This is a genomic window from Microbulbifer regidiadema (SeqCode), assembly GCF_052466995.1.
The window spans coordinates 855,230-878,935 of sequence record NZ_CP174297.1; the positions used below are offsets into that span (position 1 = coordinate 855,230).

General features: G+C 47.7%; 21 protein-coding genes and 1 pseudogene. 12 read left to right on the forward strand and 10 right to left on the reverse strand.

What is annotated here, in order from left to right; genetic code table 11:
* Positions 1–108: 108 nt before the first annotated feature.
* On the reverse strand, positions 109–2,295 hold the full coding sequence (locus ACJJIK_RS03605; protein WP_444944229.1) for a heavy metal translocating P-type ATPase: 2,187 nt from the start codon (positions 2,293–2,295) through the stop codon (positions 109–111).
* Between the two features lie 703 nt (positions 2,296–2,998).
* On the opposite strand from ACJJIK_RS03605, the gene ACJJIK_RS03610 reads away from it, so the two are divergent.
* A complete protein-coding gene (locus ACJJIK_RS03610; protein ID WP_444944230.1) occupies positions 2,999–3,685 on the forward strand; it encodes a metallophosphoesterase in 687 nt (228 codons plus the stop codon).
* 81 nt (positions 3,686–3,766) lie between these two features.
* On the opposite strand, the gene ACJJIK_RS03615 is transcribed toward ACJJIK_RS03610, so the two are convergent.
* Positions 3,767–4,942: a thiolase family protein gene (locus tag ACJJIK_RS03615; RefSeq protein ID WP_444931123.1), complete on the reverse strand. Its 1,176-nt coding sequence runs from the start codon at positions 4,940–4,942 to the stop codon at positions 3,767–3,769.
* Between the two features lie 539 nt (positions 4,943–5,481).
* Between ACJJIK_RS03615 and ACJJIK_RS03620 the strand changes: the two genes are divergently transcribed.
* Complete coding sequence (locus tag ACJJIK_RS03620; RefSeq protein ID WP_444944231.1) at positions 5,482–5,892, forward strand: hypothetical protein; 411 nt, start codon at positions 5,482–5,484, stop codon at positions 5,890–5,892.
* Positions 5,893–6,588: 696 nt separating this feature from the next.
* Here the strand turns inward: ACJJIK_RS03620 and ACJJIK_RS03625 are convergent.
* Positions 6,589–7,209, reverse strand: a complete 621-nt coding sequence (locus ACJJIK_RS03625; protein ID WP_444944232.1) for a nitrogen fixation protein NifB — start codon at positions 7,207–7,209, stop codon at positions 6,589–6,591.
* Positions 7,210–7,225: 16 nt separating this feature from the next.
* On the opposite strand from ACJJIK_RS03625, the gene ACJJIK_RS03630 reads away from it, so the two are divergent.
* The 5 genes from ACJJIK_RS03630 to ACJJIK_RS03650 all read left to right on the forward strand — a co-directional run bounded on the left by ACJJIK_RS03630 (position 7,226) and on the right by ACJJIK_RS03650 (position 10,037).
* Complete coding sequence (locus ACJJIK_RS03630; protein WP_444944233.1) at positions 7,226–7,528, forward strand: hypothetical protein; 303 nt, start codon at positions 7,226–7,228, stop codon at positions 7,526–7,528.
* 22 nt (positions 7,529–7,550) lie between these two features.
* Positions 7,551–7,859 carry a hypothetical protein gene (locus ACJJIK_RS03635; protein WP_444944234.1) on the forward strand — a complete coding sequence of 103 codons (309 nt, stop codon included), beginning with the start codon at positions 7,551–7,553 and terminating at the stop codon, positions 7,857–7,859.
* Complete coding sequence (locus tag ACJJIK_RS03640) at positions 7,850–8,464, forward strand: hypothetical protein (protein WP_444944235.1); 615 nt, start codon at positions 7,850–7,852, stop codon at positions 8,462–8,464. The genes ACJJIK_RS03635 and ACJJIK_RS03640 overlap by 10 nt, the downstream gene beginning before the upstream one ends.
* A 110-nt stretch (positions 8,465–8,574) precedes the next feature.
* Positions 8,575–9,522: a hypothetical protein gene (locus ACJJIK_RS03645; RefSeq protein WP_444944236.1), complete on the forward strand. Its 948-nt coding sequence runs from the start codon at positions 8,575–8,577 to the stop codon at positions 9,520–9,522.
* Positions 9,523–9,623: 101 nt separating this feature from the next.
* Positions 9,624–10,037: a hypothetical protein gene (locus ACJJIK_RS03650; RefSeq protein WP_444944237.1), complete on the forward strand. Its 414-nt coding sequence runs from the start codon at positions 9,624–9,626 to the stop codon at positions 10,035–10,037.
* Between the two features lie 203 nt (positions 10,038–10,240).
* Here the strand turns inward: ACJJIK_RS03650 and ACJJIK_RS03655 are convergent, their stop codons facing one another.
* Entirely contained in the window at positions 10,241–10,699 is a 459-nt protein-coding gene (locus tag ACJJIK_RS03655; protein WP_444944238.1) for a hypothetical protein, read from the reverse strand.
* On the opposite strand from ACJJIK_RS03655, the gene ACJJIK_RS03660 reads away from it, so the two are divergent.
* Positions 10,700–12,255, forward strand: a protein-coding gene (locus ACJJIK_RS03660) for an IS3 family transposase (protein WP_444944239.1) whose coding sequence is annotated in 2 segments (ribosomal slippage) — positions 10,700–11,182 and positions 11,185–12,255 — 1,554 coding nt in all. Because the reading frame shifts where the segments join, the coding sequence is not laid out codon by codon here.
* Here ACJJIK_RS03660 and ACJJIK_RS03665 read toward each other — a convergent pair.
* Complete coding sequence (locus tag ACJJIK_RS03665) at positions 12,211–12,891, reverse strand: transposase (protein WP_444944240.1); 681 nt, start codon at positions 12,889–12,891, stop codon at positions 12,211–12,213. The two genes, ACJJIK_RS03660 and ACJJIK_RS03665, sit on opposite strands and share 45 nt — an antisense overlap.
* Positions 12,892–13,385: 494 nt before the next feature.
* Between ACJJIK_RS03665 and ACJJIK_RS03670 the strand changes: the two genes are divergently transcribed.
* Complete coding sequence (locus tag ACJJIK_RS03670; protein ID WP_444944241.1) at positions 13,386–13,652, forward strand: hypothetical protein; 267 nt, start codon at positions 13,386–13,388, stop codon at positions 13,650–13,652.
* A gap of 71 nt (positions 13,653–13,723) precedes the next feature.
* Here ACJJIK_RS03670 and ACJJIK_RS03675 read toward each other — a convergent pair.
* The 3 genes and pseudogenes from ACJJIK_RS03675 to ACJJIK_RS03685 all read right to left on the reverse strand — a co-directional run bounded on the left by ACJJIK_RS03675 (position 13,724) and on the right by ACJJIK_RS03685 (position 16,696).
* Positions 13,724–15,079 (reverse strand): annotated as a pseudogene (locus tag ACJJIK_RS03675) (cytochrome P450).
* On the reverse strand, positions 15,057–16,325 hold the full coding sequence (locus ACJJIK_RS03680) for a methyltransferase family protein (RefSeq protein ID WP_444944242.1): 1,269 nt from the start codon (positions 16,323–16,325) through the stop codon (positions 15,057–15,059). Before ACJJIK_RS03680 ends, ACJJIK_RS03675 begins: the two are co-directional and overlap by 23 nt.
* Positions 16,322–16,696, reverse strand: a complete 375-nt coding sequence (locus ACJJIK_RS03685) for a hypothetical protein (protein WP_444944243.1) — start codon at positions 16,694–16,696, stop codon at positions 16,322–16,324. Before ACJJIK_RS03685 ends, ACJJIK_RS03680 begins: the two co-directional genes overlap by 4 nt.
* A gap of 617 nt (positions 16,697–17,313) precedes the next feature.
* Here ACJJIK_RS03685 and ACJJIK_RS03690 point away from each other — a divergent pair.
* A complete protein-coding gene (locus ACJJIK_RS03690) occupies positions 17,314–19,023 on the forward strand; it encodes an alkaline phosphatase D family protein (protein WP_444944244.1) in 1,710 nt (569 codons plus the stop codon).
* A gap of 323 nt (positions 19,024–19,346) precedes the next feature.
* Complete coding sequence (locus ACJJIK_RS03695; RefSeq protein ID WP_444944245.1) at positions 19,347–20,777, forward strand: aldehyde dehydrogenase family protein; 1,431 nt, start codon at positions 19,347–19,349, stop codon at positions 20,775–20,777.
* Positions 20,778–20,995: 218 nt separating this feature from the next.
* Here ACJJIK_RS03695 and ACJJIK_RS03700 read toward each other — a convergent pair whose 3' ends face one another.
* On the reverse strand, positions 20,996–21,298 hold the full coding sequence (locus tag ACJJIK_RS03700) for a putative quinol monooxygenase (RefSeq protein WP_444931108.1): 303 nt from the start codon (positions 21,296–21,298) through the stop codon (positions 20,996–20,998).
* Positions 21,299–21,406: 108 nt separating this feature from the next.
* Here ACJJIK_RS03700 and ACJJIK_RS03705 point away from each other — a divergent pair, with 108 nt between their 5' ends.
* Positions 21,407–22,411 (forward strand): GlxA family transcriptional regulator, encoded by a 1,005-nt coding sequence (locus ACJJIK_RS03705; protein WP_444944246.1) that lies wholly within the window; start codon positions 21,407–21,409, stop codon positions 22,409–22,411.
* A 269-nt stretch (positions 22,412–22,680) separates the two neighbouring features.
* Here the strand turns inward: ACJJIK_RS03705 and ACJJIK_RS03710 are convergent, their stop codons facing one another.
* Positions 22,681–23,616, reverse strand: a complete 936-nt coding sequence (locus ACJJIK_RS03710; protein ID WP_444944247.1) for a LysR family transcriptional regulator — start codon at positions 23,614–23,616, stop codon at positions 22,681–22,683.
* Positions 23,617–23,706 lie beyond the last annotated feature (90 nt).

Sequence of the window (23,706 nt, forward strand, 5' to 3'; positions counted from 1 at the left end):
GATTTATATCGGAGATAATCAACCGGCAGAATTTATTGGTGCTGTGAATGATGCTGAGGATAGCTTGGCGACACCGCTCAGCAGCACTAATTAATACGTTGGGGTTAATTATTTTCTCATCACCCGGAGCCCATTAAAGACGACTAATAAACTGGTGCCCATATCGGCAAAAACAGCCATCCACATAGTTGCCTCCCCGGCAAAGGCAAGTGCGAGAAAGGCGGCTTTAATCCCCAGTGCCAGGATAATGTTTTGCCATAGGATATGAGCGGTGGAGCGGGATAGCTGAATAAAGGTGGCAATCTTGCCCAGATTGTCATCCATCAAGGCGACATCGGCGGTTTCTATTGCCGTATCGGTTCCTGTCGCGCCCATGGCAAAACCGATATCGGCGCGGGCTAGGGCGGGGGCATCGTTAATACCATCACCCACCATTCCAACCCGGCCCCTCCCTGCCAGAGCTTCGATTTCACGCAGTTTATCCTCCGGTAGTAGGTTGCCTTGGGCACGGTCGATGCCGACTTGCCCGGCAATAGCGTCTGCGGTGTGCTGGTTGTCTCCGGTGAGCATCAGTGTTTTTACGCCCAGTCTGTGTAGGCTATCGATGGCCTGCCGGCTCGAGTCCTTTACGGTATCTGCAACGGCAAACATTGCCAGTACGGTGTGCCCTTGGATCAGCATTACGACCGTTTTTCCCTCTGCTTCGAGGGCTCGCAGCTGCTGTTCCAGATCAGCGGAGCAGGCGCCCAGCTCTTCAACAAGGCGGTGATTGCCCAGGTAGCAGGGCTCCCCGTGAATCCGACCCCTAACGCCGCGCCCGGCCAGGGCTTCAAAAGCCTCTATCTCCGCTAAGCGGTCGTGGGGGATCTGGGCGAACTCCAGCACGGCCTTGGATACCGGGTGATCTGAGCGCTCGGCGAGGCTGGCGGCTAATATTTGCACCTCCTCCGCAGGCATCGGCGCTATCATTTTGAAGTCTGTAACGGTAGGCCGGCCCTGAGTGAGGGTGCCGGTTTTATCTAGTGCCAGCCAGCGAAGGTGGCGTCCCTGCTCGAGATAGGCTCCGCCTTTTATCAAGATACCGTGGCGGGTTGCGGAGGCCAAGCCGCTGACAATGGTGACAGGTGTTGCGATCACCAGTGCGCAGGGGCAGGCGATAACCAGTAGTACGAGCGCGCGATAGACCCACTCCATCCAACTGCCGGCGAAAAACAGTGGTGGTATTAGCGCCGTTGCCAGGGCAACAGCAAATACCAGAGGCGTATACCAGCGGGCGAACTGATCGACAAAGCGCTGGGTGGGTGCGCGGCTGCCCTGTGCGGCCTCTACAGCGTGAATAATTCGGGCGAGTAGGGCATCGTTGGCTGCGGCGGTAGATTGGTACTCAAGTGCTCCGGACTCGTTGATACTGCCAGCGAAGAGTTCATCCCCGGGGCCTTTGTCGACGGGGAGGCTCTCCCCGGTAATTGGAGCTTGATTGACGGCTGAATTCCCGCGAGTGACCCTCCCATCCAAGGCGATTCGCTCCCCGGGGCGCACTCGGATCATTGCACCGAGGGGAACGGACTTGGCGGACATGGAAACCCACTCGCCATCTGGCCCCTGCACTGTGGCAGTCTCAGGGGCCAGGTTCATCAGTTCACGAATGGCATTGCGGGCGCGATCCAGGGATTTGGCTTCAATTAACTCCGCCAAAGTGAATAGCACCATCACCATTGCCGCTTCGGGCCAGTGGCCGATGAGGAGGGCGCCGGTAACCGCGATGGACATCAGCGCATTCATATTTAGGTTGCGATTGCTGAGTGCAATCCAGCCTTTTTTATAAGTCGTGAGTCCGCCGCCTGCGATAGCGGCCAAGGCCAGAACCATCACTAGCCAGTTGTGGCTCCCCAACAGCCAGGATGTGATCTCTGAAGCAATCGCTGCCAAGCCAGCGCCGCCCAGTAGCCACCAGTTCGCCTGGGTGCTGGGAGGGGCAGAATCTATATCTTTCTCGGTGGCCAGGCGCGCATCTAGATCTAGGGGACCAAGGGTGTTTAGGATTTTGCTTTCCAGACCGGGGGCGTGGCGTACCTGTAAGATTCTCTGGACCAGATTAAAGTCCAGCTGGTAAATGCCCTGCATGCCGGAGAGCTTGGCGCGTATCAAGCCCTCTTCGGTGGGGCAGTCCATCTTGCTGATGGAGAACAGGGATAGATCCCCTTTGTCGCTGTTATTATTGATATTGTGAACCGGTGTTGTGGCTGCGGTTTGGGTAGCTCCGCCGCAGCCGCAACTGGAATCGCGCTTGACCATGATTCATTCTCGGATAGATCAGTCGGTGAGCCAGTATTACAGTCCCTACCTATAGTAACTATAGAGTCAAGTAGCCTCAATGTGAGAGCTGTGTCTTTATTGAGGCTCACTTTGGAGCGGGGTTCACACTCTGCGCGGCAAGGAGAGTATGGCTTGCAAAACTGATGAAATTGCCGGGATGCTCGCCTATAAGAATAGGTGGGGCTCCCTCTCAAGCCTATCTGCCCTAAGAACAATTTTCGATTTTATTCCGGTACACCTCTAGAGCAGTTCCATGCTATTTGCCCGTGATATTCTTGCCTGCTGTAATCAAAGGAGCTCCTCGAAAACCACACAGATATCAGTTGAAGACTTGATAAGTAGATCAAGCGGATAGATACGTAGTTGGAACCTCTCAAGTCATTGCGACAAAGCCTGCGATATTTCGTGAGCACTTATGGTTTTCTACTGTCATAATTGCCGCGCAAACAGATGAAAATTACTAGAAACGCCCTGAGTAATTCTGTAATTATTCGGGGCCTTCCTAGCAGAGGTGGCTGTGGTAGCGTTAACAAAACTACGTATAACTTTTATCGTCTTATGTTGTATCGGCCTGTTGCTGGCCGCTTGGGCATTTTTTATCGAGCCGGCAAGCTTAAGAATTAAAGAAGATAGAGTTTTGGTGGAGACTTGGCCCGAGGCATGTAACGGGCTCAGGATAGCCGTGCTTGCTGATCTGCATGTAGGGGCGCCTTATAAAGGCCGCAAGAGTTTGCGTGAATTAGTTATCGCCGTTAACAAAAGTAAGCCCAACCTTATTTTACTACCTGGAGACTTTGTTATTCAGGGAGTTGTTGGGGGCTCCTTTGTGACACCGGAAGATGCAGCACAAATCCTCAAAACACTCAGGGCGCCGATGGGGGTGTATGCGGTATTAGGCAATCACGACTGGTGGCTGGATGCCGCGCGTGTGGCCTCAGCATTTTCACAGCGCGGTATTCCCGTACTGGAGGATCGCTCCAGGCTGATCGCAGAGGGTAATTGCAAGCTCCGCCTTGTAGGTATCAGTGATTTCTGGGAAGGGCCCCACGATATTGCTAAGGCAATGAGCGATGTACAGGAGGGGGAGTCTGTGTTGGCTTTTACCCACAACCCGGACATATTCCCCCTGATTCCCGCCCGTGTTGCTCTAACCGTTGCGGGGCATACCCATGGTGGACAGGTTTACTTGCCACTGATTGGGCGCCCAATTGTTCCCTCTCACTACGGAGAGCGTTTTGCCATCGGGCATAAAGTGGAGGAGGGAAAGCACCTCTATGTTAGCCCTGGGGTGGGAACCAGTATTTTACCGGTGCGCTTTCTGGTGCCACCAGAAGTGACGATACTGACGGTCTCCAAAGGCGTTCCCTAGCTGCTAGTGCCGCTAAAGCCTTTAGGCTGAAAAGGATTGTCACTACCTCGGCTTTGCTAAAAGTTGTCGTCTTGTTGTCAGTCAACGCTCTAGGTAGGCGGCTGTCGCCATGCCACCGGCAGTGCAGACCCCAATGATCGCCCTGTGGGCGTCGCGCCGGCCCAATTCCAGTAGGGTTGAGCCTAAATAGCGGATACCCGACATGCCGTAGGGGTGTCCCAGTGCTATGGCGCCACCGTTGACATTGGTAATCTCCCAGGGGGTATTTAGTTCTGCTTGGTTGTAGAGGGTGGTTACGGCAAATGCCTCATGTAGCTCCCAAAGGTCGATCATGTCATGGCTCAGCTGGTGGTGTTTCATCAGCCGATTGACCGCTGGCGCTATCGCAATACTCATCTCTTTCGGCGCTATAGCCGCAAGTTGCATACCGCGAAATAGCCCCAGAATAGGCAGGTTTCTCTGTGCGGCCAATTCTGCATCCATCATTACTACAGCGGCGGCGCCATCGGATAGCTGTGATGCATTGCCGGCGGTCACCGTTCCTCCTGTGTTTACTGGCTCTAGGGCAGATAGAGCTTCCATTGTGGTACTGGGGCGGGGACCTTCATCCTCTGCCAGGGTGACTTTCAGACGATTGATTTCGCCGCGCTCTCTATCTTTCACCGCCATCACGGTATCAAACGGTGTGATCTCCTCGGCAAACTTACCGGCCTTGCGAGCTTCCGCCACACGTTTTTGCGATTCAACAACATAGCGGTCTTGATCCTCCCGGCTGATATTGTATTGATCGGCGACATAGTCTGCCGTTTGAATCATGGTCCACCAAACTGCCGGTATTTTCTTTTGTAGCGGCTCATACACAAAGTGGTTCAGGTTCAAATTGAACTGTACCAGGCTGATACTCTCCACTCCCCCTGCGATCCCGATTTGCATTTCACCGGCGGCGATACGATTGGCCACAATGGAAGCGGCATTAAGCCCAGACCCGCAATACCGATTAATGGTAAAGCCCGGTATTTGAGAGCCAAATCCGGCAAATAGTGCCGCATTGCGGGCGATATTGTGCCCGGTAGCCCCCTCGGGTAAACCGCACCCCAATACAATATCCTCCACTTCTGGTGGCGTTAAACCCGCTTTATAGACCACCTCTCTCAACACGTGGGCAGCCATAGATATGCCGTGGGTTTCATTTAAGGCGCCCCGTCGGGCTTTGGCGATGGCGGTTCTACAATAGGCAATAATGGCGACATCTCTCATGGGTGTAGCTCACAGGGTCGGGTAGGGGATGTGTTTACATTAGATTAGATGAGAGCGCTTGCAGGGGCGGAGGCAGGTGTCCTATTTTTACGCCTGTCAGATTGATAGACCTTTAACTCAGTCCCTAAGTGCAATCGCGGTCTGTTACCTTGATGTAGCGCCCGTTTTGCTGAGATGTGTTCCTAAATTCCCCACTTTTGGCAGCTAAGATATTGAGAGCGCCAGTGCGATGCGTTTCAGAGTTGAATGCAGGTTTTATGGAGTTTAAGTGATGGGTGGTCAATAATATCCAGGTGATTTTGCGAGCCCTTAAGTCGGGGGAGGGGAGGTTTTATTATTTGTCAACACTTTGGGTGGTTTTAGTTCGGTAACCCTGCGGCTTACAGCCATACAGGTCAGTTATCGGCAGCTTTGGGCCAGCTTAATAAGGTAGGTCTCGGTAAGCTGTAACCTCATAAGTTAAAAGTGCCAGCTTTCTAAAACTGTCCGAAGTATTGATTTGTTATAATGACATAATTTCTTTGAGGGTGGATATATAATTGAAATTATTCTTGCTGAGATTGCTGTGGATCTCTCATGGTCCAATATTCAGAATGGCTGAAAATCAAGGGGCGATGCTCTTGAGGATTCTGTTTCCAGTTGCATTAGTTTATTTTGCGATAATCCATATTTTTTTTCATGTGCTAACATTTTTTATTTTTGGTGTGGAATATAGGCTGTCAGGTATGGGGCGATTTTATTTGCTTGTTGGTTCTTGGTGTTGTTTTTGGTTTCTTGAAGTGTATATATTTAGAGAGGAAAATATAAAAAAAATAAAAGAAGAGACTAAAACAAACAAGCAAATGGCCAGGCTGGCCGAGGAGTGTATGTCGAGCTTGTATGCTTTTTTGTGGTGGTCTTCAATTATAGTGCTATTTGTTTGTGTGCTCATAGTTGTAGTCAAGATTTAGTATGATTGTAGATAGAGTGATTTCTCGGACCCCCAAACGCAGCAAAGCTCTGGGAGACCTTACTTGGATTTATAGAGTCATGGCTTTAGATAACTCTGGACATCCAGTGCGCCGAGATAAATCGGCAAAAGATTGGGGGTGAAAGCCCTCTACCCGGTAAGGTTTAGCAAACCGCTGGGGCCCCGAGTCATGAGCGTTGTTCGGTAACGGCCAGCGTTAAGCGTTGACAGGGGAAGGTACAGGCTCAGTATTGAGCTCCGAAAACATAACTGGAGATCGCCGACTTTGTTGGGTGATGAGGAAGGCAATAGGTGAAAGATACGCTTTTGCGAGTATCTTTCCCGATCTCCGGAGTCAGTAGACCTGGTGCATGTACTGATGTCTTTTGTGTGGAACTCGGGAGGTCCTGTAGGCGATTCGTGCGTGTCCCGCACGGGTTGGGTCCGGCGAGGCCAGTTAGGCAAAGGCCGGACATTTATGCCTTCAGGAAGTCAGATAGATCCATAGTAGTGAAGAACCCGGTGAACAAAGTGCTAACTAATAACAACACTTCGGACAGTTTTAGCCCAGTAACCCTGCGGCTTATAGCCATACAGGTCAGTTATCGGCAGCTCTGGGCCACCTTAGACCTTTGATAAAGTAAGCCTTTTGGCAGCTAAGATATTGAGAGTGCTAGCGCGATTCATATTGATCGGTCTAACTAAAGTCATCGTATGACATCTCAGCACTCCCATGCGGAAACGCCCTTCTACTTTTTTGAAAGTGTCCCGCTAGACAGGATGAACTGGGCAAGAGCCGTATACACCTCACCCTGTTTCCATATTGCCGTAGGCTCCGGGCGGCGAGGGCTCTTTCATCTAGTAAAGTTTGGGATTTGAAGCGCCCCTCCCAGAAGCGGCCGGTGCAATGGTCTTCGGCATTGGTCTGGCGAGCGATAGCCTCATTCAGGCAGCGCATAAACCAGCTGATATTCATAAGGCGCTCCCGCCATAATGTGACGACTTCATTGAGCTTGTTCGTCTCACTGTGATCGAGTGTATCACCTCGCAAGTAGCGTAGCGCGAGAGTGGAAACTTTGAAGAGCTTTTGCCAGCGGAGAATGACTTCAGTGTTAGGCCAGCTGAGAGCGGTCTCTCTGTCGATATAGAGTACGACATGGTAGTGATTGCTCATTACAGCATAAGCAGCGATATCAAGGGCAAAGATTTCACTCAGCTTATGCATCCGTGATTCAATCCACTCGCGGCGATATTCATAGTCAATGCCAGACTCTCTATCTCTACCACAGAGAAAAGCTCTGCGTACACAGCGGGACACACAATGGTAGCAGGGTGTGGCATCTAGGGAAATCGGTGGATCAGCTGATTTTCAATTTTTGAAAATTGCTTCGAATGCTGGAGGAATGTTTGGATTGGACTCAAATGGAAAATTCTTTGTTTCTTCGGGCTTTGAATTTGGTGTGGCATTAAATACTATTGGTTTTGCCGCTGGTGCAGAGACTAATATCGCCCTAGCTGATTTGGAATTCGAAGGTTATGCAGCAGAAGGTGGAGAGGCATTGATCACTAGTGCCGAATTGGGTGTTAAAGATGGGTTGGTCAAAAAAATCTTAGGGGAAAATTGGGGAGCTGCTTAAAGGAAAAAGATTAGATGCGGTGGTGGGGTATGAGAATAGTATTCTGCAGGGGAGGGATTATGAGGGCGGCCCTCTGAAAGCTATGAGGCGTGCTGATGCAATAACGGTTGGAGTATCCGGAGGATTCACTTTTGAAGATGATTCAAAAAGTAATGATGAGTTAAAAAATAGATTCGGCGATCTAGTTTCAGATATTGATATAACTAAGCAGTATGTACCATGGTCAGAAAATACTGATAATACATTGATTGGTAAGGCAGTCTACGCATTGGCTGTACAAACGCCTAAAAATATGATGGGAATTGATGGTGGAGAATGGGTGTGGAAGTAGGTGGTTACGAAAGTTACTTGGTTAGTTATAGTATATGGGTGGTAGTAATGGCTGCAGCTGCAGCTATTACTCTATCTTTTTTTCTGTACCTGTTTTTTATTAAGGTTAAGTCGGATAGACTCTGGGAGCTTGGGGCAGTAAAGTTTTTAATAGGTGTTCTTGGGGCTTTAACTGTGCTGTTTTTTGTGATGCTGATCGTTGATTACTCTTCGGTAAGTCATTACAGGGAGTTACTCAAACTGAGAGCAAGTGAAGTTCGATACACAGAGGGTATTCCGCATTACAGTACAATTCCATTTTCTAGAAAGTCTCCTGACGGGCCTCAGATGGTTGTTGCTAGCCTTGATGGAGTGTTTTTTTCTGTATACAGGTGGTCGTCTCCTTGTATAAATAATAGGCTTCAACCTAGAAGGCAACCCTCTGTCTTGTTGAGCGATAAAATTATTTATAAAGCTTGGTATGTTGAACGAAAGAGAGGGGGCCCCTTTAAAGACTTGCAAGGTTTTGATGCATGTTTGATCAAGCTTGATATTATCCAAGCAACAGAATCTAGCAATCACCTAGGACACCCAGTGCAATCTAGGACATCCAGTGCGCCGAGATAAATCGGCAAAAGATTGGAGGTGAAAGCCCTCTACCCGGTAAGAGGGCACAAACTAGGACATCCATAGATTCGCAATCTAGGACACCCACAGATTAGCAGAGGGCTATCTGATTGATTAGCTATCTAGGACACCCACAGATTAGCAAAAGCAAGGTTGCCGCTGCAAAAGCTGCTCAACAGCAGAACTTGGCTAATGGATTGATCGCAGGAGAATACAAGCCAGGTAAATATGGGCAGATGGCTCTGAATATGATTTCGGAGATGCAGTCTGAGCATGATAATGCGATATTTTATCGCTCAGTCGCGCTCGCACGTGAAGGGAAGCGCTTAGATGGAACTAGTTTATATGGTCCGTGGCGGGATGGTTATATCACTGCTCCCCCTGCGCATTCTGAAGGGGTAGCTGATGCAATTTATAGCGCAGCTTCAGTTCAGACAGCGCTAGATAGTTCTGTGAAATCTACAGAATTCGTTGCTAGAATCATCGGAGGTATCCCTGATAGAACGACCCTAAGTTTGAAGGGGAATGTATATCGAATGCCAAGTATTCCTACTTTATTTGAGATGCCAACAATAAGCTCAAGCTATGACGCTACCTTAAAGAACGTTCCTAGAGTGACATTTGATTTTACTGAAGTTTCTGGAATTGTGACGGGGGCAAAAAAAGTTACGAGTACCCTGGAGACAGTTGGTAAAAGAGTAATTCAACCTATATCTTTCAGTCTTGCTACTGCATCAATTATGTCCGATAGTCATGCATATTACGAAACTGGAAATACAAAATATCAGGCAAGAGCAATAAATACCGCCCTTTGGGCAGGTGCTGATGCCGCGGTTGGAACGGCAATGTTAGCATTGGGCCCTATAGGCTGGATAGGAGGAGCGGCCTATTTTACATATCGAGCATATGACTCTTTCTCAAATGATGGGTTAGATGATGCCAGCCAGCGGCTTATTAATGAAGTCATAGATATGGAACCCAAAAATAAGTTCTCTAAAGAAGATTTACGATTACGTGAGGAAGTTGAGGCCAAATATGATTTTATGGGATTTAAGTAATGGCCCATAAATGATATTTATGTGATCTTTTAGGCCCCTTGAGGTAGGGGCTTAAAGGATTGTTTTTTTATTTCAAAAATATTTTTAAGGTTAGCTAAAAAGTGAAGTTTTTTCTATTGAGATTGCTGTGGGTTACTCATGGTCCTATGTTTAGGATGGCCGAGCATCAAGGTGGGATGCTCTTTAAAGCTCTCGTTCCTGTTGCACTTGTCTATTTTTCAATAGTTTATCTTTTTTTACATTTTCTTTTATTTTTTATTGTTGGTATAGATTTTGATTCGCTCGGCATGGATAAGCATTACTTTCCTCTTGGTGTTTGGTTTTGTATTTGGTTTTTTGAGATATATTTATTCAGGGAGGGGAGTCAGAGAAGGTTAAAAGATGGGGCTAAAAAAAATAAGAAGCTAAACCAATTGGCGGAGGAGTGTATGTCACGTGGGTATGCTCTTATGTGGTGGCCTTTAATTATAGTGCTATTTATCTTTGTGCTTGTGGGTATGGTTGCAGTCGGGTAGCGCTTCCTGCATACCTAACAATCTAGGACACCCACAGATTAGAGAGGGCTGCTGGTGATAGAGCTAGCGCCCATCTCTGACGGCTTGTTCTTTCTGCTTGAGGGAGTGGGGGCGATGAAACCTTGAAGAGTTGAGGTTGAAGCTCGAAAGTGGTGCTTGTAGATAGAAAGTGGGAGTAGCGGTATCGAGAGATTGGATAGGAATTAGCAGGAAGCTGAAGAGAGGAAGTGTTGACAGTCACCTATACCGTGTACCCAGCGCTTGTTGAGCCGGATACAGGCCAGTCGAACAGTCTCTACTGAACCTACCAAGCCCTTAAAGCGACTTTCAAAGTTTCGGTTGAGGCAAAGCCAGTGTTTGGGAGCGATACCTAATCGTTTCAGAATGGGTGGCGTTTCTTTGGCAATCAGGCCCCGTTTTCTGGGGTCCAAATGTCGACCGCTCCAGTCTACCAGTTCCAAATAGTGATCTAGCTGAAAAGGTAGGCCTTTAGGCATGTTTAGACGCTCACCACCTACCAGGGGCAGCAAGCTTTTGGGTTGTTCACCGGAGATTGCCGCACGAATACGCTGTTGGATTGATGTGTAATCAGCCCCCTGTGTCAGGATAGTTGTCGCCTCTTTAAAATGAAAAAGTAAGACAGGGGACGGTAAGAGGAGCAAATGCCCCGTTACTCAATAGAACGCAAAGCCTCAGTACTTAAGAAGCTGCTGCCACCGGATAATCGGCCTATCCCAGAGGTTGCTGTGGAGGAAGGCATTAGTGAAGCTACCTTGTACAATTGGCGCCAAGAAGCCAAAGAAAAGGGGGTCCCTGTGCCGGGTAGTGGTAAGCAGAGTGAAAATTGGTCAGCAGAAGCTAAGTTTGCTGTCGTCGTTGAAACAGCAAGGCTCAGCGAGGCTGAACTCAGTGAATACTGCCGTAGTAAGGGGCTGTACCCCGAGCAGGTGCAGGCCTGGAAGACAGCCTTTATCGAAGGGACGCTGTCGGATGCTGAGCGACGCAAACGGGAGCGTGAAGAGGCTCGGCAAGCTAAGCGGCGTATCAAGGAGCTGGAGAGGGATCTCAGACGCAAGGAGAAAGCGCTAGCTGAGACAGCGGCGCTGCTGGTGCTTAGAAAAAAGTTGAATGCCCTCAGGGGAGAGGTAGACAGCGGGGACGATTGACTCCGGCCCCAGAGCGGCATCAACTCATTGGCTGGATAGAAGAAGCCGTGGCAGCCGGTGCCCGTAAAGCCCCGGCTTGTGATGAGGCCGGCATCAGTCTGCGCACCTTGCAGCGCTGGAGAGGTGAAGAGGGGGCAAAGGAGGATCTTCGTCCCAATGCACAACGCCCAATACCGAAAAACAGGCTAACGGAAGAAGAGCGAAAAACTGTTTTAGCCGTGTGCAATAGCCCAGAGTTTGCCAGTAAGCCGCCGGGGCAAATAGTGCCTGCACTAGCAGATTGCGGTGAGTATATAGCCTCAGAATCAAGCTTTTATCGGATATTGAAGGCTGCGGGACAACTACAACATCGTGGGCGATCACGGCCGAGGAAAAAGTATAAGCCGCCTACCACTCATGTGGCAGAAGCACCCAATCAAGTCTGGTCGTGGGATATAACCTATCTACCATCGAGAGTTAAAGGGCAGTATTACTACTTGTATCTGGTGGAGGATATTTATAGTCGTAAGGGCGTGGTCTGGGAGGTGCATGAGTGTGAATCTGGTGAGCATGCAGCCACGCTGATGCAAAGGGCCATACTCCGAGAGCAATGCTTTACTAGCCCCCCAGTGCTGCACTCTGACAATGGTGCCCCGATGAAGTCGCAAACGTTACGAACCAAGCTGTACGACCTGGGGGTTCAAACTTCACATAGTCGCCCACGGGTTAGCAATGATAATCCCTACTCAGAGTCACTGTTCCGTACAGTAAAATACTGTCCTAGCTGGCCATCACAAGGATTTAACTCCTTAAATGCAGCGAGAGAATGGGTGGAGGAATTTATGCGCTGGTACAACCATGAGCATCTGCACAGTGGCATCCGCTATGTCACTCCGGCAGACAGGCATGCTGGTAAGGATACAGTTCTGTTGTCGAATCGCAATAAGGTCTATCAGTTAGCGCGTGAGAGAAATCCACTGCGTTGGTCAGGAGATACAAGGAACTGGAGACCGATAGGATCTGTAGCGCTAAATCCACAGGGAGCGGAGCCGGAAACTAAGACTGCTGCATAACAATGAAAGGCGACAACTATCTTGAAAAATACCGTCAGAATCTTCAAGAGTCTTGGCAATATTGGCAGGGATGGGGTTGAGGTCGATGTAGACCATGCAGGCGGCGAGGGCTCTTTCATCTAGTAAAGCTTGGGATTTGAAGCGCCCCTCCCAGAAGCGGCCGGTGCAATGGTCTTCGGCATTGGCCTGGCGAGCGACAGCCTCATTCAGGCAGCGCATAAACCAGCTGATATCCATAAGGCGCTCCCGCCATAATGTGACGACTTCATTGAGCTTGTTCGTCTCACTGTAATCGAGTGTATCACCTCGCAAGTAGCGTAGCGCGAGAGTGGAAACTTTGAAGAGCTTTTGCCAGCGGAGAATGACTTCAGTGTTAGGCCAGCTGAGAGCGGTCTCTCTGTCGATATAGAGTACGACATGGTAGTGATTGCTCATTACAGCATAAGCAGCGATATCAAGGGCAAAGATTTCACTCAGCTTATGCATCCGTGATTCAATCCACTCGCGGCGATATTCATAGTCAATGCCAGACTCTCTATCTCTACCACAGAGAAAAGCTCTGCGTACACAGCGGGACACACAATGGTAGTAGGGTGTGGCATCTAGGGAAATCTGGGTGCTACGAGGTAGGGGCATTAATCTGTTGCTGTGTGTATTTTTATACAGTATTTAGCTGCAGACTCTTAGTTGTGTCAATACGCATGGCGTATATAGCTACAGTTTTGCTGAGATGTGTCCCTAATTTCCCTACTTTTGGTAGCTAAGATATTGAGAGTGCTAGCGCGATTCATATTGATCGGTCTAACTAAAGTCATCGTATGACATCTCAGCACTTCCATGCGGAAACGCCCCTCTACTTTTTTGAAAGTGTCCCGCTAGACAGGATGAACTGGGCAAGAGCCGTATACACCTCACCCTGTTTTCCATATTGCCGTAGGCTCCGTACTCTGTGGTCCTGGAGTTCTTGTGCCTGAATATCGATGATAATGTCTGAAAATGCAGCGGAGTGGGGCTTCACTTCGAAAGCGTGAAGTCATCACTAGCAAGAACAACTATAGAGGTGAACTAATAGGGGAAAACAGAACTTTATCGGGGAATGCGCCAGACTAAAACCAATTAGGAGAAATACTATGGAGTCAGCTATTAAAGTCCAGGCAGTGAATCGTTTTGCGATTTTTGCTAATCGAGTCCACTTAATGAATGGTGGTGTAGAGAGTTATAGAGGTAGTGCTGAAACCCAGGAAGAGGCGATAGAGTTAGCGATAGATATTGCTAAGAAATCGAGAGAATCTGAGTTTTTCTCCTGGTTGCAAATTTTTGACCGGGTTACAGAGAAGTATACGGAGTACTCTATAACGCTGGACGGATCATTGAAGGAAAGGGAGCGCTCGCAATAAATATAAGCGGCTCTCAGCCCCCACCTTTGGAGAACCCCTGTCAGAGAAGTCTGCTTCCCTGCGGGCTTTGTTTAAATACGATTAGAGAATAGAAGGCTAATATCTTGGTGGGGCCTTAGTGAAAATCGAGCAGTTTCCTCAAATGACCCCGCTGTTGTCGATAGGGATAGTTTTTGTAATACCATTGCAGCTGTCAGTGCAACTTCCATCATGCCAAATGATTGCCCAATACATATGCGCGGCCCGGCCCCAAAAGGGAAATAGGCATACTTTGGCCATGATTCGCCGCCAAGGAATCTCTCTGGACAAAATTGGTTGGCATCTTTAAATCAGCGGCTATCTCTTTGGGTTACATAGGGTAAGATTTGTACTAAGTCCCCCTTTTTGATCAAAGCTTCACCAATATCGACATCTTCTGTCGCCTGTCTGCAAAACAAGGCATAGGCCGCAGGGTGGAGGCGTAGAGTCTCTTTAATTGCAGCATTTAAATAGGGCAGGTTTTTCAGATCCTGATAGCTGACTTGAGAGCTTCCCACTGCACGGTCCAGTTCATTGTGAACTTTATGCTGTATTTCTGGATGCTTGGCTAGCAGTATGAAAAGCCATGAGAGTGTCGCTCCGCTTGTTTCATGTCCTGCAATTAATAAAGAAATAACATCTTCCTCAATAGCCGTTGAGTTGTTGTCGTGATGTCTTATCAGGGTTGATAGTAAGTCTGGTTCTTCACTGGACCTTTGCTCTATCCGGTCTGAAACAATTTTTTGAATAAAGTTCGCCATAATTTCAATCACTTTTTTCTTTCGGCGATTTGCCGGAGTGGGAATGAAATTGGGTATTGTGAAGGGAGAGGTTGTCTCTCTGTAGGCGATTTCGGATAAGCAGTTTACGGCTTCACTGATGGGCTGGGAGGTTGCGCCTAAACTTTTACCAAAAAGTGTCTTGCAAGCAATAGCCAAGGAAAAATTGGCCATTTCATTATCAATAAGGCACTTATGGCTTCCTTCTGTATCGACTTTAGAGATTAGGCTTTGGGTGAATTCCTGAGCAAGATTACAAACAACTTCGGCATAGTTAGGGATTCTTTGCTGGGCAAATGAGGGTAGTACTTTTCGCCTTCGGTTCTTCCATGATTTCCCTTCGGCAATCAATAGACTATTGCCATTCCATTGTTTTAGGATATTCATGATTTTTTCAAAACGAATAAATGAGTTTGCTTTTGTGGCTAATACACTCTCTATGTGGCTGGGATGAAATATAAACCAGCAGCGATATGGGCCTAGCCGAATCCTTACGGCATCACCGTAGCTGAGTTGCAGGTTCTGATAATAGGTAAGAGCATTGTTTTTGATATGGTAAAGGGTGTCAATGCCAAGAAAAAGAGAGCTGGGGTGCGTGTTTCGTATATCAAGAGGGGTCATTTTCTGCATAACTCTCAGTATTGCTTGGGGATTGATATAGGGCGTTGAGTGGCAGTAAAAGAAGTAACAAGCCCGAGGCTAGTAGCGCATATATAAAATTTATATGGAATAATGGATATATAAATGCTTCTGCTGAGTTGAAACTTAATCCACTTCTTGAATCCTGGTATAGGGCGCCTGCATGTCTATGTTCAATAAGGCTGATCCCTATAGGCTTTCTCTTTTTGAGCCACCCTATATATGTAGAGTGCCAAGGGCATTCAGTATCCCAGTATAGTTTTGACTTACCCTTAAACCAGGGTTTCCACCTCGGTAGCCACTCTGGAACATTGCTCTTGTATTCTGGCCACCCATCAGGGAAGCGAACTAGTAGGTCATTCCTGTGGTGCCATCGTACTAAACCCATTACAAAAACTACAGCCATGCCTGCCGCTAATGCTATAAAAACATTCTGTAGAAAAATTCCAATAACTACCCAGGATGCCGCCGTGCAGAGTTGCATCGGGTTTGTAATATATGAGTACAGGCCGCTAGTGACAAGGTGCTTTGTTCTATCCAGTGGAATTGGTGTTCCCTCACCATAAACAACAAACATATGCACGGCACTTAATCCCAAAATGATACATGGAAGAAGCAAGGAAGCCATAGCTATTATTTTTGCTGTTGGCCAGTAATCCAGCCCCCAGCTTCCACCCATTGCATGCATAATTAGTGTCGGTACTATAAAAAAGGCTAAGGAACCGTATGCAAAAGCCAACAATATAGCTCTTTGTGCTAGGTTGATATCGGAACTGGTCCACCTTGCCAGGTACATTGCCGGGGTGTGTACGAAGAGGAAAACCAATATTACGCCTAGTATCCAATAGTCGCCGGCAATAACTAAAGGATTGAGGGATTTGAGTAGCAGTACTTGCAGCGATATAAAAATAGCGGTAAAAAACCAGGGGTTTACTTTGGGGAATGCTAAAAAGGTTGCTGGTCCAAATAGAAAAGATCCGGCAAACCATAGGTCGGCAGGCATTCCCAGTAGTTTTAGAGTTTCGCTTCCGTAACTCCACATCCCCAATCTAATCGCTAGCGTGTGCGCGGGTAGCAGTAAGGCAAGGCTGTATAGAAATGAAAATAAACTGCCTACGAGTATGCGGTTTTCACTTTTACGCCTCCAGAAAAAGTAGAATGTACATAGTAGCGGTAGCAAAAATAGGTTCGCCCTAAGTAAAATGAGTAAATCACCGTGAACTTCTATATCGATCATTTTATGAGCGCTTTTTCGATGGAGGCGGAAATATTGGTGGGTACTTTAGTTTTGAATAGCTCTACAACCAGGAAAACAACTGGAAATCCGAGAAGTAAGTGTAGAGATAGGGGAGGGATAGAGATAATAAGTAGCAGTTGAATCATACAGCCAAGACGCATGAGCAAACCTTCTTTGGTTTTGGCTTTGCTCATTAATGCTAAAGCAAGGATTAGTGTCGAGGGGAATATAACCATGAAAGGATATGATTCTAAACCAGAGCTGTTTCCTTCGCTCCAAAGCTCTAGGGCTAAATATAATCTAAGGATTAAAATGAATAGTGTGATAGCTAAAAGTGAAACAACTAGTTTGGGGTGAAGAGAATACTTCAATTTTACTCTTCCTTAAGTAATCGTGCGGATGGAATTTTACACTATTTTCGTATGAGGGTCACGTAACCCAGGCTTGGTGAGTAGTAGTTGATAGGTCTGCATATAATTTCAGGGCATATCTTGCAGCTTACTATTCATTGAGGGTGTTTCGACACCCTCTTGATTAATTAGCACTATTGTGCCTGCATTAAAAATGGAAGGCCTGCTTCTGCTGGGTAGGATCAGTTATCAGTTATCAGTTATCAGTTGTCCGTTTTCAAGTCGAGGGTTATTCTGGATGTGTCGCTTTAAGGGAAGGTAAGAAATGAAATTTTGATTGAACGCATTGTGAAGTGATACTGATAATTAAAGGGTCTCCCGGAAAACGGTTTTTTCAGCATGTTTTACTTGCCTGGATGCAGAAATGATTATAGATTTCAGCTAACTTTCCATTAGTCAAGCTCTGGCTCGAAGTGATAAATTTATTTTTAGGTTAATTTTATCTGTTAATGCCTTTCAAGCTATTTAGCATCTAAATCGCTGCAAATATAAAAGTCAAACTTCTTTATTGGTACGTTTTTCTATAGAATCCGCTTCCTTTCCGATTCTTCATACGTACAATAATAGGAAGTTGATTTATGACCATCTCCCGCCGCACGTTTGTCCAGGCTATGGGTGTTGCACTTCTAACCCCCTTTACCGTCCGCTCACTCGCTAATACGGATAGTGAAACCTATGCTCGGTTTGTCTTGGGGAGTAGCATATCTGCCGACCAAATCGATAATGATGGTACTGTTTTTGATTTGTCTGTGGCCTCGGGTGATCCCAGCCAAACAGGCGTGGTTCTGTGGACGCATATCAACCCCGATTCCTATGTAGCCGGGCAGACCCTGTATGTGGATGTTGCGTTGGATGAGGAATTCACTCAGACAATCCTCAGTGCGGAGGTCAATGCCAGTGATATCACGGCAGACCGGGATTACACCGTTAATATTGATCTAGAGGGTTATCTATCTTCTGATCAGCGTTACTACTATCGATTCAAATACGGTAGTTTGAGCAGTCGTACTGGCCGCTGCCATACACTTCCCAGCGGTAGCTTGGAGAATATCAAGATGGCGGTGGTTACCTGTCAGGATTACACCACAGGTTACTACAACGCCTACAACCATATAGCGGATGAAGATGTACATTGTGTACTGCACTTGGGGGATTTCATTTATGAATATGCCGAGTATGAAGGTTTTGAAAGCTCTGTAGTACATCCATTATCCTTGCCTTCTGGTGGCTCGGTTGCGATGGATCTTGAAGATTATCGCCATATCTATAAGGAGTATCGCAAGGATAAGAACCTGCAACGGGCAATGGAGATGCACTCATTTATCATCACCTGGGATGATCATGAAACTGCTGACAATGCCTATTGGGATTATGACCGGGATACCCTGGGTGTGCCGTCACACCCCTATCAGACTGGCGATAATGACCCTGACCAGTTGCGCCAGTTGCGTCGCGATGCTCAGCAAGCCTGGATTGAATACGTGCCTGCGCGGGTAAAAGTTGATGAATCTGCAAGCCACGCTTTTGACTACTTGCAGATATACCGGTCATTCCAGTTCGGGGACTTGGTCGATCTCTATATGACTGACAGCCGTACCTATAGAACCCAGGAGCCGTGTACAGACGGAACTAGCTGGGAAAATTACTGGTGCACCGATTACGAAAAAAGTAGCCAGACGATGTTGGGCACGACCCAGCGCGATTGGTTGATCGATGGGATTGTAAACTCTAATGCCCGCTGGAAAGTGTGGGGCAACCAAACTCTGCTGGCGCAACTGGCTGGGACTATTTTGGGGCGCTCACTTGTGTACGCCAACTACGATGCCTGGGATGGCTATCAGTGGGAGCGGGAAAAAATCCTATCATCGGTTAAAGACAGCAATGTCGATAACTTTGTGGTGCTGACAGGGGACCTGCACTCCAGTATCGCCTCGTACCTGAAGGTGGATTTCAGCAAAATTAGCAACTGGAACTACGATAACCTGGTTGGTGTTGAGCTGATGACACCATCTATATCTTCTCCCAATATGAACGATACGATTGAGAAAGGTATTGATGTTGGCAGTGTCTTTACGTCATTGCTAAACGGTGGGGTTCAGGTCAACAACCCGCATATCAAAGATTTTGTTAGCAATATCTATGGGTATGCTGTGATTGAGTTCAATGTCGATGAATTGAACTGGACCGTATACAACATCGATAAGAAAAGTGATAACCCAGATACTGAAAAGACCGTTTATAAGACGTTTAACTATGAGCCCGTCGGCATGTGGTTGACTGAGAAGTAATCAGTTTCGCTCGGTATAAGAAGTCGCGGGGCTCTAGCCCCCGGCTTCACAAAGCTCCCTAAACCTCCCCCTTCTTCGTTTTCCCTGACTACTGCGGCCAGGGGAGTCATCCTCTGTCGATAGGGCTAAGGCCAGTCGCGACACCTGTAGCCTTCAAGGCTTGTAGAGATCTTTCGGTATTACTCACAGGCGTTCCTAATACGCCAGTGAATGCACAGTTGATATATGTCTGCGAGTTATCTATACCCGATGATAGATGCAAAGCAGTATCTGGCGTCAGGGCATTCTCGCTAGTCCCAGCCATCAAATAAAAGGATATTTCTGTGCTGCAAGAAACTTACCCTTACTACCTGGCTAATGAAGCTGTACATGCCAATACTGATTTGGAAGTCACCGACAAGTACTCGGGCAGGGTGGCTGCCCGGGTCGCAATGGCTGATGCAACAGTTATCGATAGCGCGATTGATTGGGCGCTACTGGCTGAGAAACCTATGGCAAATTTGCCAGCTTATGTTCGTCAGGAAGTGTTACAGCACTGCGTAGTACGCTTTCGTGAAAGGTTTGAAGAGTTGGCTGAGGCGCTGTGTATTGAAGCGGGCAAACCCATTCACGACTCACGGGGTGAAGTGCTGCGCTTAATCGACACATTCCAAGTGGCCGCTGAAGAGGCCGTGCGTATCAATGGTGAAATTATCAACCTTGAAATCTCCAAGCGCTCCCGGGGCTATCGCGGCTATATCCGGCGGGTACCGGTTGGAGCCTGCTCATTTATATCGCCGTTTAACTTTCCTTTGAACCTCGCCGCTCACAAGGTGGCACCGGCTATCGCCGCTGGATGCCCCTTTGTGCTTAAGCCGGCAAGCCGGACACCGATAGGAGCATTGATCATTGCCGAAGTACTGGCGGAAACGCGGTTGCCCAAAGGGGCATTTTCGGTGTTGCCATGTCATCGTGTGGGGGCAGATCTGTTTACACTGGACGATCGATTCAAGCTACTCAGTTTTACCGGTTCTCCCTCTGTCGGTTGGGATCTAAAAGCTAGGGCAGGGCGTAAAAAAGTCATTTTGGAATTGGGCGGGAATGCGGCCTGTATTATTGACCGAGATACCGATCTCGATGATGCCGTAGAGCGCCTGATTTTTGGCGCCTTCTACCAGTCTGGTCAGAGCTGTATCGGTGTGCAGAGAATCTATGGCCACTGTAGCCTATATGAGGATTTAAAGTGCCGCTTAGTGGCGCGGACCAAAAAGTTGAAGAAGGGTGATCCCCGCCTGGAAGATACTTTTATCGGTCCGATGATTTCCGAGGGAGAGGCCACCCGTTTGCACAATTGGGTGGAGGAGGGGATTCAGGCTGGAGGAACCCTGCTGTGTGGAGGCTCGCGGGATGGCGCCATGCTCGATCCAACGCTATTGGAAAATGTGCCTCACGATTGCGCCATTGTGCAACAGGAAGCCTTTGGTCCTGTTGCTATCTTAGAGTCTTTCGACAGTTTTGATGATGTTTTGGAAAAGGTGAATGATAGCGCTTTTGGTCTCCAGGCAGGCATATTTACCCGCGATCTTTACAGAGCCCAGCAAGCTTGGGATACCTTGGAGGTCGGCGGCGTGGTTATTGGCGATGTTCCCAGCTGGCGGGTGGATAATATGCCCTATGGCGGTGTTAAGGACTCCGGCCTTGGTCGGGAGGGGGTGCGCTGGGCGATTGCAGATATGACCGAGGAGCGGCTGATGGTGGTGCGAACTCCAGGGTAAGAGGCGGGAGTTGTACGGCTGCCCGTTTCTGCGCAATAACACTATCTAAGGGGTAGTCGGTTCAAATAGGTTTGCGGTGAAGATGGCTAGGGCTGTGGCAACGGCAATCACTCTTTTAGGTGCCGGTGAAGTTTTTCCATTGCCTAGGGGCTGGCGTTGGTCCCCTGAATAAAGACGATAGGGGTATTCAAAGCCGGCTCCTGGTTTTTAAGGCTTCGTTAGACCTTGGATGCGAGGATGTCCGCAGTCATAATCTGGGGTTCTGAGGCGAGCAGCTCATCGGCTTTGCCAAGCAGTGCTGCCGCGATCTTGCCGTTTAAATGCGCAGTCAGGCCGTCTTCATCGCCAAACGTGTCAAAAATCGCGAAGCGCGTAGCGTTGATTTGTACGGCATACCAGCTGAGGGTTCCTTGCTCCTCTACAGCTAATGGAAGGGCTGAGGTAAGTAGTGCTTTTACCTCATCGGCTTTGTCCGCTTTGGCATCAATCAGAGCCACGATGGCCAGCTTAGCTTCAGTCATTGTTTTCTCTCACGTTGTTTGATGAAGGGTATCCTGGGGGAAGCATAGGCTTGACCATCAGTGTCCAAAAAGACAATGATCAGACAGAATTCGCCACTTTGAGGATTTATGGCTCAAATCGTTATCTTGTCTATGCCTGGGGTTTTGCCATCGGCTTTGGCTGGCGTTCAGGATATGTTTGCCCTGGGCAGCCTTCGCTTATCTGAAAGCCAACACTCCCTGGCCCCCGCCTATAAGCAACCCTGGTCCCCTGAAATCGTAGTTGCCAGCGCTGATGGCTCTGACATCACAGATGGGCAGGGCAGGCGCTTTGTGGTAAACCATGGGCTATCTCAGTTACCCAGTTGTGAAGCAGTGATAATCCCCGGGTTTATGCCCAATCAATTTGGTGTACCCCCTGAACAGTTGCTGGATAAATCGACACACGAATGGTTGCGAACACAGTATAGGCAGGGAGCGATCATCGCAGGTTCTTGTAGTGGTGTCTTGGCACTAGGTGAGGCGGGTTTGTTAAATGGACGGCAATGCACGACGACATGGTGGTTGCACAATGAGCTGAAATCTCGCTTTAGCAATGCCTGCCCGCTATGGGCCAGTGGATTACTGGTGGATCATAAAATTGTAACAGCGGGAGGCCCTTTATCTTGGGTAGATGTGACTCTGCAAGTGATCAAGATGCTAGCCGGTGATGAAGTTGCAACCAAAGTTGCTGATCTCGCCGTTGTGGACTCCCACCCGCGCTCGCAAACTTTACATGTACCAAAAGGCTATCAGGTATCCAAAGAACAGTTTTTAGTCGATGCTGAAAATGTGGTTCGGCAGTATTTTGGCCAACAGTTAAATAGTCAACAATTGGCGGCAGAGCTGTCGGTTTCAGAGCGAACATTACACCGGCGCCTAAAGCAGTTGACGGGTTATGCTCCTAAACAGTTTATCGATAGTGTACGAATGGAGTATGCAAAGAGCCTGTTATTACAGTCGGGGCAAAAAATTTCCGGCGTTGCCCAAATATTAGGCTATACGGATGATGCGGTTTTCCGGCGAGTATTTAAATTTCATGTTGGTATGAGTCCGAGCCAGTTTAGGCAGAAATGCCACAAGTTATTAATGTAAAGGTTTTTAGGGTGCGGAGCTTTTGGGGGAATTTATTTTAGTTAATCTGCTGCTAAATGGTGGAAAATCTTTCTAAAACTTCATCACGTTTGGTGAGATAAACTTTCACAAGGTTCTATTTGATGTAGGAGAGATTTCAAATTTTAGCCAACTAAAAGTCTCGTGGCTCTATCAAATTATCTGGGTTGTATTCAGAGTATTGCGCCGACTGTATCAAGTTATACACTATCTTGATGGTTCTGCTCGCCTTTTTTGGGTCGAAATAGAAGTTAAGCCGTGGTACTGGAATTCTCGCGCTGCTGAAAATGTAATTGCACAAAGTCAATAAACTTTCGAATTGGAACTGGCATAAAGCTTGTCTGAGCGTACTGTAGAATCACGTTCCCCTGATAATTTCCAGAAATATGCCAATCTGGCAGTATCTGGATTAACTCGCCTGACTCTATTTCAGATTGAACGGTAAAATCTGGGAAAGTGCTGATGCCCATGTCTCGTAAAACCGCAGCTTTTCGAATTTCTGTATGATTTACTGCAAAACGGCTTTGAGTATTTACTAAGATTTTCTGGTTGGATTTTGTGAATCGCCATTTAGCGTCATCAACTTGCTCTCCGAGTGATATGCATTGATGGGAGATTAATTCTTTTGGATGAGTTGGATGGCCGTGGTCTTCCAGATATTTCTGGCTTGCACATATGATCAAATTAGCGCGCGTTAGCGTTTTTGATATTAGTCCCTCCAGTGGTTGATCGGTCAACCTAAATATCACATCAATTTCTTCTCCGATTGGGTCGATAAAATGGTCTGCAATTCGGAGCTTTACGGATATTCCTGGATAGGAGTCTAAAAACTCCAGGATAATTGGGGAGAGCACTTGCTTTGAAAATGCTTTAGGTGCGGCAATCCGAATCACACCTGTTGCAGTATTTAACATGCTTTGAGCAGCATGTACGGCTGTCCGTGCAGAATCAAGCATTTCCTTGCACTGCACGTACACATCTGCCCCAACGGTACTTAGTTTTACCTTCCTGGTGGTTCGTTCAAGCAGCTTTGTTTGCAGCCTCCTTTCTAGTCGATTTATGGATCGACTAACCGATGATGCAGCCATTCCTAGCTTTATTCCGGCTTGAGAGAAGCTCTCTTCATCTGCCACCGTGACGAATACAGCCATTTCCGGCAATAGTGGTATTAGATCATTATTGTTCATAACGCAACAATCCTTTGCGTTTGGAGTGGATTGTGCCGGGGAAAATACAAGCTATGATGCGCCATGTCAATTTGTTGTCAGTAATCATTT

Excerpts from the sequence above, each read along its gene's own strand:
- ACJJIK_RS03605 (WP_444944229.1), bottom strand. The coding sequence starts at position 2,295 with ATGGTCAAGCGCGATTCCAGTTGCGGCTGCGGCGGAGCTACCCAAACC.
- ACJJIK_RS03615 (WP_444931123.1), bottom strand. The coding sequence starts at position 4,942 with ATGAGAGATGTCGCCATTATTGCCTATTGTAGAACCGCCATCGCCAAA.
- ACJJIK_RS03665 (WP_444944240.1), bottom strand. The coding sequence starts at position 12,891 with ATGCCCCTACCTCGTAGCACCCAGATTTCCCTAGATGCCACACCCTAC.
- ACJJIK_RS03670 (WP_444944241.1), top strand. The coding sequence starts at position 13,386 with ATGGAGTCAGCTATTAAAGTCCAGGCAGTGAATCGTTTTGCGATTTTT.
- ACJJIK_RS03680 (WP_444944242.1), bottom strand. The coding sequence starts at position 16,325 with ATGATCGATATAGAAGTTCACGGTGATTTACTCATTTTACTTAGGGCG.
- ACJJIK_RS03690 (WP_444944244.1), top strand. The coding sequence starts at position 17,314 with ATGACCATCTCCCGCCGCACGTTTGTCCAGGCTATGGGTGTTGCACTT.
- ACJJIK_RS03700 (WP_444931108.1), bottom strand. The coding sequence starts at position 21,298 with ATGACTGAAGCTAAGCTGGCCATCGTGGCTCTGATTGATGCCAAAGCG.
- ACJJIK_RS03705 (WP_444944246.1), top strand. The coding sequence starts at position 21,407 with ATGGCTCAAATCGTTATCTTGTCTATGCCTGGGGTTTTGCCATCGGCT.
- ACJJIK_RS03710 (WP_444944247.1), bottom strand. The coding sequence starts at position 23,616 with ATGAACAATAATGATCTAATACCACTATTGCCGGAAATGGCTGTATTC.